This is a genomic window from Skermanella sp. TT6, from assembly GCF_016653635.2.
Lineage (GTDB): Bacteria > Pseudomonadota > Alphaproteobacteria > Azospirillales > Azospirillaceae > Skermanella > Skermanella cutis.
Genome location: NZ_CP067420.1, coordinates 2948081 through 2963124, shown reverse-complemented (window position 1 = coordinate 2963124; position 15044 = coordinate 2948081). Strand labels below are relative to the sequence as shown.

Genomic DNA, 15044 nt, shown 5'->3' with positions numbered 1-15044 from the left:
CATAGGTCGCGTCTCCCTCAACTGGTCGGCCGTGCGTTCAGCTCACGCCGCAGCGTGTCGATGCTGGCCTGGACCGCGGCGACCGCTTCCTTGGTGGTCTGGGTGCGGGAGCGGAGTTCGGCGAGGCGGGCATCGACCTCGGCCTGCTCGGCGAGGCGCCGGGCCTCCTCGTTGTTCTCGGCCTGCATCTCGCGCCGGGCGGCTTCCAGCTTCTCGCGCGCCGTGTTGAGTTCGACGGGCGCGTACTGGACCGCGCCGGCGATTTCGGCATCCCGGATGATGTTGTCCGACAGCGTCACTTGCTCGGTGGGCGCAGGGATATCGTTGGCGCAAGCGGCCAATGCCAGGGCAGCAGCGGCCACGAGGCACAGCCTGCCCAATCCCCGCACTTCGGACGTTATTGGCATGACATCACACTCTCGTCGGCAGTTGAAGGTCGCGGGTCGTGCCCGCGTTGCCGTACAACCCTCAAGGATGCGAGTGGTTCCCCCGCAAGGCCGGGGAGAATTCGAACGGGTATAGGCTGACTGAACATATCGCCAGGAACCCGGGGGGATGCGATCCTCCCGAGGTCAACCAGAGAATGCAGCCCGTAAATCGGCTGCCGACACGGGGGGAAACACCATGAATATCGGTAGGAGAGCGATTCTGAAAGCCGGCGCTGCCTCGGCGGCGGCCCTCGCGGCGAGTCCGGTCCTTGCCCGCGACTGGGGGGATCCGCAACCGGTGCGGTATCCCGACCCGGCGGTCGAGGTCGTGGACCCGAGCTTCGCCAAGTACCGGATCGGCAACGCCAACGTCGAGCGCTTGGCCACGGGGCTTCGCTGGGCGGAGGGGCCGGTCTATTTCCGCGACGGCGGGTACCTGGTGTGGAGCGACATCCCCAACAACCGGCTGATGCGATGGACGGAGGAGTCCGGAGCGGTCAGCGTTTTCCGCCAGGTGTCCAACTACACCAACGGCAACACGCGCGACCGCCAGGGCCGGCTTATCAGCTGCGAGCACGGTGCCCGGCGGGTCACGCGGACGGAATACGACGGGACCATCACGGTGCTGATCGACCGGTTCGAGGGGAAGAGGCTCAACGCCCCGAACGACGCCGTGGTCCATTCCGACGGCGGCATCTGGTTCACCGATCCCGGCTACGGCATCTTGGGCGATTACGAGGGCGGCAAGGCCGAATTCGAACTGCCGACCAACGTCTATCGCCTGGACCCCTCCACGGGACGGGCGACCGTGGTGGCGAGCGACTTCCGGCGGCCGAACGGCCTGTGCTTCTCACCCGACCAATCGAAGCTCTACATCGCCGACACGGGGGAGGACGGACCGAAGCAGATCCGCGTCTTCGACGTGGCGGAAGGCGCGCGCCTGACCAACGGGCGGGTCTTCGCCGACATGGGTGACGGTGCCGCGGACGGGATGCGCACGGACATTGACGGAAACCTGTGGGCTTCGGCCGGCTGGGCCGGGGAAGGGTATGACGGTGTCCATGTCTTCAATCCCCAGGGCACGCTGATCGGCAAGATCCACCTGCCGGAGATCTGCTCCAACGTCTGCTTCGGCGGACCCCGGAAGAATCGGCTGTTCATGACCGGCAGCACGTCGCTCTACGCGGTGTACGTCAACACGCGCGGCGCCCAGGATCCCTGAGCGCCGACCCGGCCTGCGTCAGTGGTGATGGTGCCCGTGGCCGTGGTCGCAGCGGCCCTGGGCATGCTTCTCCTCGCAGGAGAGGCCGTCGGAGACGGGAACCAGGCTGATCCAGGCGTTCAGCGCGGTCGGGTCGTAGCCGGACTCGCGCCGGTCTCCCACCTGGATCAGCGGACGGCGGATCAACTCGGGGTCCTTGATCAGGGCGTCGAGCGCCGCCGCTTCGTCCAGGTCGGCCGGCACGATCTCCTTGCTGCGGATCGCCGGGGCGAAGCGGTTGAACCATTCCTCGACCGGGCGGTCGTTGAAATAGGGCCGCAGCGTCTCCGGGGTCCAGGGCTCGGACAGCAGGTCCCGGGCGACGACGGTGTGGCCGGCCGCCTCCAGCTGGGTCTTCTGCTTGGCGTTGGCGGGGCAATCGGGCTTGGCATAGAACAGGACTTCGGCCATGGGGGGCTCTCCGGTCGGATGTGCGGGGTGCGGCCGGCATTGTGCACCGCCGCATCCCGCGCCGCCCCTCGGACCATGCGTCGCACCCAGCTCTCAAGCCGTCAGGCGTTGGCCAGGGCGACCAGCGTTTCGGCCAGGACCCGGGTGCCGTCGGCCAAGTCCGACGGTTTGGCGTTCTCCGCCTCGTTGTGGCTGATGCCGCCCTCGCAGGGAACGAACAGCATGCCGCTGGGGCAGACGTCCTGGAGGAACTTGGCGTCGTGCAGCGCGCCCGACGAAAGGTCCAGCGTCCGGACGCCCAGACGCTCCGCGGCGCCGCGCATCGCCGCGACCACGGTCGGATCGAACTCCGTCGGCAGGCTGTGGAAGGTCTCCTCGATGGTCACCGCGCAGGGGCCGGCGTGGGCCCGGCAGACCGCGTCCACCTGGTCGCCGAGACGCTTCAGGGTCGATGCCTCGGGATGACGGAAATCGATCGTGAAGAAGACCCGGCCGGGGATGGTGTTGGGCGAGCCGGGCTGGACCTCGAACCGGCCGACCGTGAAGCGGACTCGGTCCTCCTCGTCGAGCATCAGCCGCTCCAGCGCCGAGACCATGGCGACGGCCGCCACCAGCGCATCCCTGCGGTTGCGCCGGGGAGTGGTTCCGGCATGGGCCTCGTCGCCGAGCACCTCGACCGCGAACCAGCGCGAACCTTGGATGCCCGTGACGATGCCGACCGGGATGCCGGCCTCCTCCAGCCGCGGACCCTGTTCGATGTGGCACTCCAGGTACGCCGCCACCGGGAAGCCCAGGGGACGCATCGCCATGCCGCGCTCGCTCGACAGCACGGCGGCCAGGGCGTCGCGCGCCGAGATGCCGTCGCGATCGACTGCCGCCAGGATCCGGTCGAGCGGTATCGCCCCGGTGAACGCCGACGATCCGGAGCAGCCGGGCTGGAAGCGCGAGCCTTCCTCGTTGGTCCAGGACACCACCTCGATCGGCCGCTTCGTGACGATACCCGCCTCGTGGATCGCCTGAAGCGCCTCGAACGCCGCCAGCACGCCGAAGGCGCCGTCGAACTTGCCGCCGGTCGGCTGGGTGTCGAGGTGGGAACCGCTCATCACGGGGGCCAGCGAGTCGTCGGCGCCGGGGCGGCGGACGAAAAGGTTGCCGATCGGATCGGTCGCGACGGAGAAGCCCAGGTCCTCCGCCCACCGGGCCAGGAGGCTGCGCGACTGGGCGTCGCCGGGCGAGAGGGCCGGGCGGTTGACGCCGCCGCCCGGCAGGGCGCCGATCTTCGCCATAGCCATGTGGCGTTTCCAGAGGCGGGCTTCGTCGATGTAGGGAATGCTGGTCATGGGTCGGGCCTGGGCGCGAGGAGGATCGGAAGATGTGGGATGTCCGGTCTAGCCACGCGCGGCGGCGCGGGCAAGCTGTCCGGGCGTGTCGGGTGCGTTCATGGCCTCGGCGGCGGCCTGGGCGGTGTGGCCGCCGGCATCGACCCGGTCGATCGTGGCGCCGCGTTCCAGCAGCAGGTCGACGATCTCGGTCCGGTTGAACATGGCCGCGGTCATCAGTGCCGTCCTGCCGGTGTCGCCGCAGCCGTCCACGTCGGCGCCTGCATCCAGCAGCATGCGCACGATCCCGGTGTCGCCCTTGAAGGCGGCGGCGGCCAGGGGGGTCTGCCCGCGGTCGTTCGCCATCTCCATGTCGGCGCCGTGGTCCAGGAGTTCCCTGACCGTATCGGCGTGGCCGTGATAGGCGGCGATCATCAGCAGGCTGTCGCCCTTCTCGTTGCGCAGGTTCGGCGGCAGGCCGCGGACCAGATACTCGTGCAGTTCCGCCGCCTGGCCCGCCCTGACCGTCTGGAAGACCTGAAGAAGGAAGGCGAGGGTCTCCTCGTCCATCCGCGGGGGCTGCTGGTTCTGCATGTGGGTTCTCCCTGGTCTGCCTGTCCCGGATGGAACGCCCGGAGGCGGGTTTCCGCCCCATCGGCCTTCGGGATCTTCAAGAATTCAGGGCTTGGAGCGCTTCCGGCGTGTCGATGTCCAGGAGGACGCCGTCGCCGTCCACGGCGACCTCGCAGACCTGGTTGGCGTGCAGGCCGATCAGGTGCCTGGCGCCCACGTCGCCCGCGAGGTCCCGCATCTCGGCGAAGAAGCGGCGGTCCCACAGCACGGGGTTGCCGCGCTTGCCGGCGACGGTCGGAACGCAGATGGCGCGGCCCTCCTGCGGGCTGTAGGCGGCGATCAGGCGGTTCAGCGTCTCCGGTCCGACGCGAGGCATGTCGCCCAGGCAGACCAGCACGCCGTCCACGTCGCCGGGCAGGGCCGCGATCCCGGCGCGGAGCGAGGTGCTGAGCCCCTCGGCGTAGTGGGGATTGTGGACGAAGCGGATCTCGTGGCCGGCCAGGGCCGCGCGGACCGCCTCCGGATCGTGGCCCGTGACGACCGTGACGGGACCGGCACGCGACGCGGTGACGGCCTCCAGCACGTGGGCCACCATCGGCTTGCCGTCGACCTCGGCGATCATCTTGTTCAGCGCGCCCATCCGGCGCGACTGGCCGGCGGCCAGGATCAAGGCCGCGATGCGCGGCGCGCGGGGAGCCTGCGGCTCTGCCGCGGGCGTGGAGGCCCGGGGGAGCGGGCGGGTCGGGATCTCCGTCAGCAGGCCGCCGGCTCCCATCGTCATGATGTCCCGCCGGGTCACCGGGATGCCCGCGGCCAGCCGCTGGAGCACCCAATCGAAACCGTTGAGTTTCGGGGAACGGGCGCAGCCGGGAAGGCCCAGGACGGGGATGCCGCCGGCGCGCGCCAGAAGCAGCAGGTTGCCCGGGTCCACCGGCATGCCGAAATGCTCGACCTCGCCGCCGGCCCGCTCGATGCCGGCGGGAAGGACGTCCCGCCGGTCGGTGATGGCGGACGCGCCGGCGATCAGCAGCAGGTCGATGCCGGAGGATACGGCCTCGGCGACGGCGCCGGCCACCGCCGCTTCGTCATGGCCGACGCGGATGTCGCCCGCCAGTTCGGAGCCAATCGCGGCCAGCCGGTCGCGGGTGACGCCGACCGTCTTGTCCAGGATCGATTCCTTCATGCCGGCGAGCCGGGTCTGGACCAAGGCGGCGCGCAGGGGACGGAACGCGGCGACGCGGATCAGCGGCCCGCCGTGGGCGGCGATCTCTTCGGCCCGGGAGACGACGTCCTCGGGAGCGGCGAAGGGGATGATCTTGATGGTCGCGACCATCCCGGCCGCCTCGACCGGCGCCGACGCGGGAAGGGTCGCGACGGTGACCGACTCGTCCAGGAGGTTCAGCCGGTCAAGCCGGTCCACGTCCACGACGCAGAGTCCGGGCGCCGTGGCGAACAGGTTGACCCGGCCGGTGAAGGCCGCTGCCACGTCCAGGCCGGGGCCGGCCGCGGCGCGGGCGACGCGCGAGGCGGCGACGTCCTCGCCCACGTCGCCGTCCTCCAGCCGGGCGGACGTCACCAGCCCGATGCCGGCCCGTTCCAGGGCGGCGGCGTCCTCTGCGGTGAGGAGCCGCCCCTTCTTGAAGGCGATGCCGTCTGCCCGGACGGAATGCACCAGGATGGCGCCGACCGCGTCGGCGGGGGAGACCTGACCGAAGCGCATGGCCCGGTCAGGCCGCCGCCGCGGCGGAGGACGGTTCCCGGCGCAGCACCTGGGTGATCTGGGCCATGATCGCCAGGGCGATCTCGGCCGGCGTGACCGCGTCGATCGCAAGTCCCACGGGGGCGTGGATGCGGGCGATCTCGGCTTCGGTGAAGCCGGCCTCGCGCAGCCGGTCCACCCGCTTGCCGTGGGTCTTCCGGCTGCCCAGGGAGCCGACATAGAAGGCCGGGGAGCGGAGCGCCACGTGCAGGGCGGGATCGTCGAGCTTGGGATCGTGGGTCAGGGTCACGATGGCGGTGCGTCCGTCGATCGCGAGCTGGTTGAGCGCGTCGTCGGGCCATTCGCCGTTCATGGCGATGCCGGGGAAACGCGCGTCCGTCGCGAAGGCCCGGCGCGGGTCGACCACGACCACGTCGTATCCCGCCAGCGAGGCCATGGGGGCCAGTGCCTGGGCGATGTGGACGGCGCCGATGACGATGACCCGGAGGGGCGGATTGAACGAGTGGATGAACAGGCGGGCGTCCCCGATCTCCACGATGCCGCTGCGGTCCTCGCGGAGGAAACGGCGCACTTCGGCCAGCTCCTCCCGGTCGAGGCCGAAGCCGCCGTGGGTGACGTCGTCGTGGACCAGCGTCTGGAGGCCGGAGGCCAAGTCCGTGACCAGGGCCACCGGGCATTTCTCGGCGCGCGCCCTGACCAGGCGCTGAAGGATCTCGGTCTTCATTCCACCGCCTCGACATAGACCTGGACCTTGCCGCCGCAGGCGAGGCCGACTTCCCAGGCCTGCTCGTCGGCGACGCCGAAGCTGAGCATGCGCGGCTCGCCGTCCTGCATGGTCCGCATGGCCTCGTGGACGACGGCTCCCTCGATGCAGCCGCCCGACACGGAGCCCTGCATGGCGCCGGTCTCGTCCACCACCAGCTGGCTGCCGACCGGCCGGGGCGAGGAGCCCCAGGTGGAGACCACGGTCGCGAGCGCGACGCGCTTGCCCTCCGCCCGCAGCGCCGCCGCGATCTCGGGAATGTTGTTCTCATACGTCATGCTGAAGCCACCTCCGCTAGCCATCGCGCCATGCCGCCGTGGCGCCGGGGTCCGACATGGTCGAGCACCTTCGCCAGATCCGCCAGGCTTGCCAGGTTGTGGACCGGTCGGAAATCGTCGACGTGGGGCATGATGGCCCTGATGCCACTGGATTTCGGCTCGAATCCCTCGTAGCGCAAGAGGGGGTTCAGCCAGATGAGACGGCGGCAGCTCTTATGAAGCCGCTCGATCTCCTCGCCCAGCCCTTCGGCCGCGTCGCGGTCCAGCCCGTCGGTGATCAGGATGACGACCGCGCCCTGGCCCAGGACCCGGCGCGACCAGACCCGGTTGAACTCGTGCAGGCTCCGCCCGATGCGGGTGCCGCCCGACCAGTCCTGCACCGCGCCGGAGACCTTCTCCAAGGACACGTCGATGTCCTTGTAGCGCAGGTACCGCGTCACGTTGGTCAGCCGGGTGCCGAACAGGAAGGTGTGGACCCGGTCGCGGTCGTTGGTCACGGCATGCAGGAAATGGAGCAGCATGCGGGAGTAGCGGCTCATGGAGCCGGAGATGTCGCACAGGACGACCAGCGGCGGGTGGCGTTCCCGGCGCCGCTTGGTCGCGAGGTCGATCACGTCGCCGCCGGAGCGGAGCGTCTGCCGCAGGGTCGCCCGAAGGTCGGCGCGGCGGCCGAGGTGGCTGAGCTGGAAACGCCGGGTCGGGACGGTCATGATCGGCAGCGTCATGCGCTTGATGACCGATTTCGCCATGGCGATCTCGGCCGCCGACATCTTCTCGAAATCCATGGTCTGGATCAGCTCGCGGTCGGACCAGGTCAGCGAGGCGTCGATCTCGATCTCCTGGTCCTGCTCGCCGCCGTCACCCTCTCCGGGCTTCGGCCTGTTGGTCTGCAGCGCCTCGGCGAGCCGGCGCGACATTTCAGGCCCTTCCTGCTTCAGGTCCGCCTTAAGGGTGGGCAGGAGCAGCGCCATCATGCGCTTCAGGATGTCGGGATTGCGCCAGAAGACGTGGAACGCCTGGTCGAACAGCTCGCGCTGGTCGCGCCGGTTGACGAAGACGGCGTGCAGCGTCCAGTAGAAGTCGCGGCGGTTGCCGATGCCGACGGCTTCCACCGCCTCCAGCGCCTGGAGCACCTTGCCCGGGCCGATGGGCAGCCCGGCCGCGCGCAGGCAGCGGGCGAAATGCATGATGTTGGCGGACAGGCGTCCGCCGTCGATCTGGATATCGGGCCGGTTGTCGCTCGTGTCCTCGACCATGGCGGCCTCAGGCCGGATGGGCGGCGGACAGCTCGGCCTTGACCTGGTTCAGGATGCGGTTCGCCTCGCTGCCCTGGATCTTGGCGATGTCGTCCTGGTACTTCAGCAGGGTGCCCAGCGTGTCGTTGATCGTATCCGGATCCAGTTCGAGCCGGTCGAGCTGGGTCAGGGCCTGCGCCCAGTCCAGGGTCTCGGCGACGCCGGGCAGCTTGAACAGGTCCATGCCGCGCAGGCGCTGCACGAATCCCACGACCTGGCGGGACAGGTGCTCGGGCACGTTCGGCGCCTTCACCCGCAGGATGTCCAGCTCGCGCGCCGCGTCCGGATAATCGACCCAGTGGTAGAAGCAGCGGCGCTTCAGCGCGTCGTGGATCTCGCGCGTGCGGTTGGAGGTGATGATGACGGTCGGCGGCTGCTCCGCCTTGATCGTGCCGATCTCCGGGATGGTGATCTGGAAGTCGGACAACACTTCGAGGAGGTACGCTTCGAAAGGCTCGTCGGTGCGATCCAGCTCGTCGATCAGCAGGACGGGCGGGCCGTCGGCCCCGGTCTCCAGCGCCTGGAGCAGGGGGCGCTTGATCAGGAACTCGGGGGAGAAGATGTCGCCGCCAAGGCTCTCGCGGCTCTTCTCGCCGGTCGCCTCGGCGAGCCGGATCTCGATCATCTGGCGGGCGTAGTTCCACTCGTAGACCGCGGAGGCGACGTCAAGGCCCTCGTAGCATTGCAGCCGGACCAGCCGGCGGCCGAGCGTGGCGCTCAGAACCTTGGCGATCTCGGTCTTGCCGGTGCCGGCCTCCCCTTCGAGGAACAGCGGGCGGTTCAGCTTGAGGGCGAGATAGAGGGCCGTAGCCAGCGACCGCTCGGCGACGTAATCGCCACGCTGAAGCAGCTCCAGTGTTTCATCGACGGAGGCGGGCAGGGGATTTGTCATGATCTCGGTGATTTCAATGGAATGTCGGGTCCGGCGGACGTCCGGAGATCACGGAAGAACACGGATCCTGCCGGCAGGAGTTCCGCACGAAAATCCGTGCTCATCCGTGCCTATCCGTGTTCATCCGCGATCCTTTCCGCTTTGCATCGCGTCGATGTTCAGGCGCAGGCGGCGACCGCCCTCTTGGCCATGACCTTGACCAGGCTGGCCCGGTACTCGGCGCTGGCATGGATGTCGGCGTTGAGGCCGTCGGCATCCACTGTCAAAGCGCCCAGCGCCGCCGGGTCCAGGCCGCCGGCCAGGGCCTGCTCGGCCTCGGTCCAGCGATACACCGACGGGGCGGCGCCGGTCACCGCCACCCGGACGCTGCCGCCGGTCTCGGCGACGAACACGCCGACCGTGGCGTAGCGGCTGGCCGGGTTGGGGAACTTGACGTAGGCCGCCTTGCCCGGCTTCGGGAAGGCCACCGCCGTCACGATCTCGTTCGGCTCCAGCGCGGTCTCGAACATGCCGGTGAAGAAGTCCTCCGCCGCGAGGGTCCGCGTCGTGGTGCGGACCGTGGCGCCCAGCCCGACCAGGGCCGCGGGATAGTCGGCCGACGGGTCGTTGTTGCAGATCGACCCGCCCAGGGTGCCGCGGTTGCGCACCTGGGCGTCGCCGATCCCCTCCGCCAGCTTGGCCAGGGCCGGGATCAGGCGCTGGACCACGGCGCTGGCAGCGACCTCGGCGTGCGGCGTGGTGGCCCCGATCACCAGCGTGTCGCCATCCTCGCAGATGCCGCGCAGCTCGGCCACTGCGCCCAGGTCGACCACGTCGCTCGGCTGGGCCAGCCGCTGCTTCAGCGTCGGGATCAGCGTCTGGCCGCCGGCCAGGATCTTGGCGTCCTCGTTGCCGGAAGCCAGCCGGGCCGCGTCGGCCAGGGTCGCCGGGCGGTGATACTCGAATGCGTACATGGCTCTGTTCCTTCCCGCCGCTTACTCGGCGGCCTTGGGCACGTCGGCGCGCATCGCCTCCGCCCCCGCCAGCACGGCCTTGACGATGTTGTGGTACCCGGTGCAGCGGCAGATGTTGCCCTCCAGCCCCTCGCGGACGGTCTTCTCGTCCAGCCGGCCGTGGGTCTGCGCCAGGTCCACGGCGCTCATCACCATGCCGGGCGTGCAGAAGCCGCACTGCAGGCCGTGGTGCTCGCGGAACGCCGCCTGCATCGGGTGCAGCGTGCCGTCGGCCGCCGCCAGGCCCTCGATCGAGGTGACCGTGGTCCCTTCGGCCTGGACCGCCAGCATGGTGCAGCTCTTGACCGACTTTCCGTCCACATGGACGACGCAGGCGCCGCACTGGCTGGTGTCGCAGCCGACATGGGTGCCGGTCAGCCCGAGATGGTCGCGCAGAAGCTGCACCAGCAGCGTGCGTCCCTCGACCTCGCGCGATACGGACTTGCCGTTAACCTGCAAGGAAACGGTTGGCATGAGTCTCTCCCCCTTGTTGGCCGACCCGACGATAGCTCCGTCTGCCGGGCGGCAGCTTGTTCCACTGCCTTGTTCCACCGGCAACAATTCCGCATGACAGGCTATGAGAGGGGCATGGGCAGGTCAAGCGATCCCGGCGGCGGGCGATCAGGTGAAGGCCCAGAGAAGGGCGCCGACCAGGATGATGACCAGCGGAATCCAGATCATCGGCTGCAGGCCGCGGCTCTGCTCGACCGTGGCGAGTGCCGGAGCTTCGGTCCGGGCGGGTGCCGGCGGCGGGACGGCTGCCGTCTCGCTGCTCAGGGCGGCGGCCGGCTGCACCATCGTGTCCTCGACCGCGGGGGAAGCGGAGGCCGCAGGGGACTCCACGGCGGGGGAGGCTTCGGCCCTGGACGCGTCGATCACCGCCGGTTCCGCGGCCGGCGCGTCCGCCGGGCGGCCGACGACTTCGGTGAACTTGGCGAAGAAGTCGTCGGCCATCTTGCGCGCCGTGCCGTCGATCAGCCGGGAGCCGATCTGGGCCAGCTTGCCGCCGACCTGGGCATGGGCGGTGTATGTCAGCACCGTGTCGGCACCGGCGTCGGCGAGGTTGACCTGGGCCCCGCCCTTGCCGAAGCCGGCGGCCCCGCCGCTGCCCTCGCCGGTGATGGTGTAGCCGTTGGGCGGATCGATGTCGCTGAGCGTCACCTTTCCCGCGAACTTCGCCTTCACCGGGCCGACCTTGGCGGTCACCTTGGCGGTCATCTCGGTGTCGGACTGCTTCTGGATCTCCTCGCAGCCGGGGATGCACTGCTTCAGGATCTCGGGATCGTTGAGCGCTTCCCATACCCGCGAACGGGGTGCGGAGATTCTGTATTCTCCGGTCATGTCCATGATGTCGTTCCTCGCGTCGCGCCAAAAGCTGGGCCGAGGGACGGTAATCCGCAGGTGGGCGGCGGACAAGCACCGTTGCGTGTTGTTGTTCTATGTGGCAAATCGCCCCTGCGGCGATTACCCTCGCAATTGCGCATGAGAAAAATCCATAAGTCCGGGAGGTTGATGATGAAGAGGATGCTCCTTGCCGCCGCGACGGCAGCATTCATGGCGGTCGGCGTGGCCGCACCGGGAACGGGCGGAGCGAGAGCCGCCGAGTTCGTCAACGTCCTGACGGGGGGCACCAGCGGCGTCTATTACCCGCTCGGCGTGGCGCTCTCGAAGATCTATGCCGACAACATCGCCGACGCCCGCACGTCCGTCCAATCGACCAAGGCGTCGGTCGAGAACCTCAACCTGCTCCAGCAGGGCAGGGGCGAGGTGGGCTTCTCGCTCGGTGATTCCGTCGCCGCGGCGTGGGAAGGCGACGAGGAGGCCGGCTTCAAGAGCAAGCTCTCCAAGATCCGCGGCATGGCCGCCATATATCCGAACTACATCCAGATCGTCGCCCGCGGCGACAGCGGGATCAAGACGCTGCAGGACCTGAAGGGAAAGCGGGTCTCGGTCGGGGCGCCGCGCTCCGGCACCGAGCTGAACGCCCGGGCCATCTTCAAGGCCGCCGGGATGACGTACGAGGACTTCGGCAAGGTCGAGTACCTGCCTTTCGCCGAGTCGGTCGAGTTGGTCAAGAACCGCCAGATCGACGCCACTCTCCAGTCTGCCGGCCTCGGCGTCGCCTCGATCCGCGACTTGGCGGCGACCAATCCGATCACCATCGTGCCGATCCCGGCCGACGTCGTCGCCGGCGTGGGCAACCCTGTCTACGTGGCGGAGACCATCCCGGCCGGCACCTATGACGGCCAGACCGAGCCCGTCCCGACGGCCGCCGTGGTCAACTTCCTGGTGACCCATACCGGCGTCAGCGACGACCTCGTCTACCAGATGACCAAGTCGATGTACGAGAACCTGGGCGCGCTGGCCTCGTCCCACGCGACGGCCAAGGACATCAAGGCGGAGGAGGGCGTCAAGGGCATGCCGATCCCGCTGCATGCCGGTGCCGAGAAGTACTTCCGCGAAGCCGGCATCCTGAAGTGACGATGCCGAAACCGACCGCCGTTCCCGGGCCTGCCCCGGGGACGGCGTCCGTCCCGCTCCTTCCCGACGCCTTCCGGAGGTAAAGCCGCATGGCGGCCAATACCGAAGCCGAGATCCTTCAGCCCGGCCGCGGTCCGGCGGAGACTTCCAGTCCGCTGCATGCCGGGCCGACCGACCGGTCTACGTCCACCGGCAAGGTGATCTTCGCCATCGCGGTGGTCTTCTCCCTGTTCCAGGTCTACACCGCATCCTACACGCCGCTGTCCAGCCTCGTGGTGCGGTCGCTGCACGTCGGCTTCCTGCTGCTGCTGACCTTCGCCCTGTGCGCCTCGCTCCGGCGGGGACGCGGCGGCGCGTTCTGGAGCGACTGGGCGATCGGCGTCCTGGGTTTCGCCATCGGGCTCTACCACTGGTATTTCGAGAACGACCTGCTGCTGCGGGCCGGCGATCCCAGCACGACGGACATCGTCATCGGGTTCATCGGCATCGCGCTGGTGTTCGAGGCGGCGCGGCGCATCATGGGCATCGCCCTGCCGATCGTCTGCGGCCTCTTCCTGGCGTACGCGCTGTTCGGCGAGTACCTGCCGGCCCCGCTGGACCATCGCGGATACGGCTTCGACCAGGTGATCGACCAGATGTTCCTCGGCACCGAGGGCATCTACGGCACGCCGATCTTCGTCTCCTCCACCTACATCTTCCTGTTCATCCTGTTCGGCAGCTTCCTGGAACGCGCCGGGATGATCAGCCTGTTCACCGACGTCGCCATGGGGACCGTGGGCCACCAGCGCGGCGGGCCCGCGAAGGTGGCCGTGGTGTCGTCGGCGCTGATGGGGACGATCAACGGCTCCGGCGTCGCCAACGTGGTGACGACGGGACAGTTCACCATTCCGCTGATGAAGCGTTTCGGCTATCGCCCGGCCTTCGCCGGCGCGGTCGAGGCGACGGCCAGCATGGGCGGCCAGATCATGCCGCCGGTCATGGGCGCCGTCGCCTTCATCATGGCCGAGACGATCAACGTGCCCTACGTGGAGATCGTCAAGGCGGCGATCATCCCGGCGATCCTCTATTTCGCGACCGTGCTCTGGATGGTCCACCTGGAGGCCGGGCGCCTGAGCCTGATGGGGTTGCCGAAGGAGGAATGCCCGAGCCCCCTGGCGGCGATCCGCGAGAAATGGTACCTGGTGCTGCCGCTGGCGGTCCTGGTGTACCTGCTGTTCTCGGGATATACGCCGCTGTTCGCGGGCACCGTGGGGCTGGGGCTGACGGCCCTGATCATCCTGGGAACGTCGGTCGCGTCGCTGCTGGGACCGCTGGCGCTTCGCGTGGTGTTCTGGATCGTGCTCGGATTCGCGGCATCCGCCTTCTTCCAGTACGGCATCACGGCGGTCTACCTGCTGATCCTGGCGCTGATCGCGGTGAACGTGGTTACCCGCGGCGGGCGTGAAACCCTGAAGCTTTCCGTCGAGAGCCTGGCCGAAGGTGCCCGCAACGCGCTGAGCGTCGGCGTCGCCTGCGCGCTGGTCGGCGTGATCATCGGCACCATGACCCTGACAGGGCTGGGGTCGAACTTCGTCCGCGTGATCGTGTCGGTGGGCGAGGGCAGCCTGTTCCTCAGCCTCGTGCTGACCATGCTGACCTGCCTGGTGCTGGGCATGGGCATACCGACCATCCCCAACTACATCATCACCAGCTCGCTGGTGGGACCGGCGCTGCTCGACCTGGGGGTGCCGCTGATCGTCAGCCACATGTTCGTGTTCTATTTCGGCATCATGGCCGACCTGACCCCGCCGGTGGCGCTGGCGGCCTTCGCCGCCGCCCCGATCGCGCGGGCCGGCGGTTTGCAGATCGGCCTGCAATGCATGCGGATCGCCATCGCCGGCTTCGTCGTGCCGTTCATGGCGGTCTATGCGCCGGCCCTGATGCTCCAGACCGACGATCCGATCGCCACCGTCTACATCGTCGTCAAGGCGCTGATCTCGATAGGGCTGTGGGGAGCCGCGTCGATCGGCTATCTGCGGGCCAGGCTGAACGTGCTGGAACGGATCTGGGCGACGGCGGCTGCTTTCCTGCTGGTGGTGGCCCTGCCGATCACCGACGAGCTCGGGCTTGCCCTGTCCGCCGCCTTCGTCGCGTTCCACTGGTGGCGGACGCGCAAGGCCGCGGAAGGGCGGCGGGTTGACCGGACCGTCTGATCGATGCCGGCTCCCGTGACCGCCCTGTGCATCGCCCTGGCCGGCGCCTCGGCCGCGGGCGCGCCGCTGGCGCGCCTTCCGGTCGAAGCCTTCTCCCTGGGATGGACCCACTCGGTCGAGAGGATCGAGTGGCGGGAGGACTGGCGGATCTCGGACGGGCGCCTCCTCATTGAGGAGGCGCGCGTGCGCGGCAGCGGCGCCGGGATGGAGGTGCCGGAGGGTGCGAAGCTGGTCGACGGCTCCTGGGTCTATCGGCCCGGAGTTCCGCCGCTCGATCGCCTCGACCTCGCCAATTCCGGCTTCACCGCCGACTACCGAATCTGTTCCGCGGAAGGCTGCCGCGACCTGGCCGTCATAACCGGGGTCGCGGACCGGCCCCTGACGCTTTTCGCCTGCCCGGCCGGATAAGGGCAGGCTTTCAGCTTGGCTTGTCCCTTAT

Annotated in this window: 16 protein-coding genes; 4 read left to right on the top strand and 12 right to left on the bottom strand. The window is 69.0% G+C overall.

The genetic code is table 11. The features are described from left to right. Positions 1–17: 17 nt before the first annotated feature. Positions 18–407 carry a DUF4398 domain-containing protein gene (locus tag IGS68_RS13990; protein ID WP_201080937.1) on the bottom strand — a complete coding sequence of 130 codons (390 nt, stop codon included), beginning with the start codon at positions 405–407 and terminating at the stop codon, positions 18–20. Positions 408–726: 319 nt separating this feature from the next. Between IGS68_RS13990 and IGS68_RS13985 the strand changes: the two genes are divergently transcribed. After that, the gene (locus IGS68_RS13985) at positions 727–1650 is read left to right on the top strand and encodes an SMP-30/gluconolactonase/LRE family protein (protein WP_371821896.1); all 924 of its coding nucleotides are present in this window, start codon (positions 727–729) and stop codon (positions 1648–1650) included. 18 nt (positions 1651–1668) lie between these two features. Here the strand turns inward: IGS68_RS13985 and IGS68_RS13980 are convergent, their stop codons facing one another. The 11 genes from IGS68_RS13980 to IGS68_RS13930 form a co-directional block, all read right to left on the bottom strand. Further along, positions 1669–2100 carry an ArsC/Spx/MgsR family protein gene (locus IGS68_RS13980; protein WP_201080933.1) on the bottom strand — a complete coding sequence of 144 codons (432 nt, stop codon included), beginning with the start codon at positions 2098–2100 and terminating at the stop codon, positions 1669–1671. 101 nt (positions 2101–2201) lie between these two features. Further along, positions 2202–3440 (bottom strand): Zn-dependent hydrolase, encoded by a 1239-nt coding sequence (locus IGS68_RS13975; protein WP_201080931.1) that lies wholly within the window; start codon positions 3438–3440, stop codon positions 2202–2204. Positions 3441–3488: 48 nt separating this feature from the next. Further along, positions 3489–4013 (bottom strand): ankyrin repeat domain-containing protein, encoded by a 525-nt coding sequence (locus IGS68_RS13970; RefSeq protein WP_201080929.1) that lies wholly within the window; start codon positions 4011–4013, stop codon positions 3489–3491. A 76-nt stretch (positions 4014–4089) separates the two neighbouring features. Next, positions 4090–5712 (bottom strand): NTP transferase domain-containing protein, encoded by a 1623-nt coding sequence (locus IGS68_RS13965; protein WP_201080927.1) that lies wholly within the window; start codon positions 5710–5712, stop codon positions 4090–4092. Between the two features lie 7 nt (positions 5713–5719). Then, a complete protein-coding gene (locus tag IGS68_RS13960) occupies positions 5720–6436 on the bottom strand; it encodes an XdhC family protein (protein ID WP_201080925.1) in 717 nt (238 codons plus the stop codon). Continuing rightward, the gene (locus IGS68_RS13955; RefSeq protein ID WP_201080923.1) at positions 6433–6753 is read right to left on the bottom strand and encodes an XdhC family protein; all 321 of its coding nucleotides are present in this window, start codon (positions 6751–6753) and stop codon (positions 6433–6435) included. Before IGS68_RS13955 ends, IGS68_RS13960 begins: the two co-directional genes overlap by 4 nt. After that, a complete protein-coding gene (locus IGS68_RS13950) occupies positions 6750–8009 on the bottom strand; it encodes a vWA domain-containing protein (RefSeq protein ID WP_201080921.1) in 1260 nt (419 codons plus the stop codon). Before IGS68_RS13950 ends, IGS68_RS13955 begins: the two co-directional genes overlap by 4 nt. A gap of 7 nt (positions 8010–8016) precedes the next feature. Then, positions 8017–8940 carry an AAA family ATPase gene (locus IGS68_RS13945; RefSeq protein ID WP_201080919.1) on the bottom strand — a complete coding sequence of 308 codons (924 nt, stop codon included), beginning with the start codon at positions 8938–8940 and terminating at the stop codon, positions 8017–8019. A gap of 158 nt (positions 8941–9098) precedes the next feature. Next, positions 9099–9893 carry an FAD binding domain-containing protein gene (locus IGS68_RS13940; protein ID WP_201080917.1) on the bottom strand — a complete coding sequence of 265 codons (795 nt, stop codon included), beginning with the start codon at positions 9891–9893 and terminating at the stop codon, positions 9099–9101. A 21-nt stretch (positions 9894–9914) separates the two neighbouring features. Continuing rightward, a complete protein-coding gene (locus IGS68_RS13935) occupies positions 9915–10406 on the bottom strand; it encodes a (2Fe-2S)-binding protein (protein ID WP_201080915.1) in 492 nt (163 codons plus the stop codon). Positions 10407–10553: 147 nt separating this feature from the next. Beyond that, positions 10554–11279 (bottom strand): SRPBCC family protein, encoded by a 726-nt coding sequence (locus tag IGS68_RS13930; protein ID WP_201080913.1) that lies wholly within the window; start codon positions 11277–11279, stop codon positions 10554–10556. A 165-nt stretch (positions 11280–11444) separates the two neighbouring features. Here IGS68_RS13930 and IGS68_RS13925 point away from each other — a divergent pair, with 165 nt between their 5' ends. The 3 genes from IGS68_RS13925 (at position 11445) to IGS68_RS13915 (ending at position 15013) form a co-directional block, all read left to right on the top strand. Further along, a complete protein-coding gene (locus IGS68_RS13925; protein WP_371821895.1) occupies positions 11445–12413 on the top strand; it encodes a TAXI family TRAP transporter solute-binding subunit in 969 nt (322 codons plus the stop codon). Between the two features lie 89 nt (positions 12414–12502). Next, a complete protein-coding gene (locus tag IGS68_RS13920; RefSeq protein ID WP_201080911.1) occupies positions 12503–14605 on the top strand; it encodes a TRAP transporter permease in 2103 nt (700 codons plus the stop codon). 3 nt (positions 14606–14608) lie between these two features. After that, positions 14609–15013 (top strand): DUF1850 domain-containing protein, encoded by a 405-nt coding sequence (locus IGS68_RS13915; protein WP_201080909.1) that lies wholly within the window; start codon positions 14609–14611, stop codon positions 15011–15013. Positions 15014–15044: the final 31 nt, after the last annotated feature.

Excerpts from the sequence above, each read along its gene's own strand:
- IGS68_RS13990 (WP_201080937.1), bottom strand. The coding sequence starts at position 407 with ATGCCAATAACGTCCGAAGTGCGGGGATTGGGCAGGCTGTGCCTCGTG.
- IGS68_RS13980 (WP_201080933.1), bottom strand. The coding sequence starts at position 2,100 with ATGGCCGAAGTCCTGTTCTATGCCAAGCCCGATTGCCCCGCCAACGCC.
- IGS68_RS13975 (WP_201080931.1), bottom strand. The coding sequence starts at position 3,440 with ATGACCAGCATTCCCTACATCGACGAAGCCCGCCTCTGGAAACGCCAC.
- IGS68_RS13970 (WP_201080929.1), bottom strand. The coding sequence starts at position 4,013 with ATGCAGAACCAGCAGCCCCCGCGGATGGACGAGGAGACCCTCGCCTTC.
- IGS68_RS13965 (WP_201080927.1), bottom strand. The coding sequence starts at position 5,712 with ATGCGCTTCGGTCAGGTCTCCCCCGCCGACGCGGTCGGCGCCATCCTG.
- IGS68_RS13960 (WP_201080925.1), bottom strand. The coding sequence starts at position 6,436 with ATGAAGACCGAGATCCTTCAGCGCCTGGTCAGGGCGCGCGCCGAGAAA.
- IGS68_RS13955 (WP_201080923.1), bottom strand. The coding sequence starts at position 6,753 with ATGACGTATGAGAACAACATTCCCGAGATCGCGGCGGCGCTGCGGGCG.
- IGS68_RS13950 (WP_201080921.1), bottom strand. The coding sequence starts at position 8,009 with ATGGTCGAGGACACGAGCGACAACCGGCCCGATATCCAGATCGACGGC.
- IGS68_RS13945 (WP_201080919.1), bottom strand. The coding sequence starts at position 8,940 with ATGACAAATCCCCTGCCCGCCTCCGTCGATGAAACACTGGAGCTGCTT.
- IGS68_RS13940 (WP_201080917.1), bottom strand. The coding sequence starts at position 9,893 with ATGTACGCATTCGAGTATCACCGCCCGGCGACCCTGGCCGACGCGGCC.
- IGS68_RS13935 (WP_201080915.1), bottom strand. The coding sequence starts at position 10,406 with ATGCCAACCGTTTCCTTGCAGGTTAACGGCAAGTCCGTATCGCGCGAG.
- IGS68_RS13930 (WP_201080913.1), bottom strand. The coding sequence starts at position 11,279 with ATGGACATGACCGGAGAATACAGAATCTCCGCACCCCGTTCGCGGGTA.
- IGS68_RS13925 (WP_371821895.1), top strand. The coding sequence starts at position 11,445 with ATGATGAAGAGGATGCTCCTTGCCGCCGCGACGGCAGCATTCATGGCG.
- IGS68_RS13920 (WP_201080911.1), top strand. The coding sequence starts at position 12,503 with ATGGCGGCCAATACCGAAGCCGAGATCCTTCAGCCCGGCCGCGGTCCG.
- IGS68_RS13915 (WP_201080909.1), top strand. The coding sequence starts at position 14,609 with ATGCCGGCTCCCGTGACCGCCCTGTGCATCGCCCTGGCCGGCGCCTCG.